Here is a 605-nt window from a genome sequence, read left to right as displayed (position 1 = left end):
CCTTTAGAAATAGCCATTATTGAAAGTTTAAAATAATTTTTTTCATTTTTATTTATTGATTTTATTTGATTTTTTATTATAATAATTTTATATTGCCGGGTCGTCTAATGGTAGGACAGCGGCCTTTGGAGCCGTGAATCGTGGTTCGAATCCATGCCGGGGAGCCACACCCAAAATCCGTAACTTCCCGCCGCCCCGTTTTGCTTGACACCATCGCTGTTGGCGGTTGCCCGTTATCCCAAACATTCGCCAGTATTTGCGTTCCGGCGCGGTTCTCCGGTTGGAAACACCGCCAACCGGGCCGCGCGCTCAACCGCCATGGTTCGGTTCGTTGGCCTCTCTCAACCCTTCAAACTCTCCGTTTTCTCTGTTGACAGGTCTGACTTTGTTGACAGGCCGGTTGAGAGCGTAGCCCAGTCTGGCGATCTTCGAACCGGTGCCCAAGGCGCTTGACAGGGAATATTTCGTTCTACCTTTGTGGTAACATTGGAGCTACGGAGGCAGCCATGGTAAAGAAGCTGACCAAGCATGGAAACAGCCTGGCGTTGGTGATCGACCGGCCCATCCTCGACCTGCTCAAGATCGACGGCGAGACACCACTCGAG

Annotated in this window: 1 protein-coding gene and 1 tRNA gene; both read left to right on the top strand. The window is 50.6% G+C overall.

What is annotated here, in order from left to right:
* Nucleotides 1-93: 93 nt before the first annotated feature.
* Nucleotides 94-167 (top strand) — tRNA-Gln (locus N2692_03155).
* A 339-nt stretch (nucleotides 168-506) separates the two neighbouring features.
* Nucleotides 507-605 (top strand): AbrB/MazE/SpoVT family DNA-binding domain-containing protein (locus N2692_03150; protein ID MCX8016262.1); only part of this gene is annotated, 99 nt, incomplete at its 3' end.

It is taken from the genome of Patescibacteria group bacterium (genome assembly GCA_026415775.1).
In the GTDB taxonomy this organism is placed as follows: Bacteria; Patescibacteriota; Minisyncoccia; order UBA6257; family JAAZHW01; genus SKW32.
Note: the sequence above shows the minus strand (reverse complement) of the source record. Positions and strands in the feature narration are given on the sequence as shown.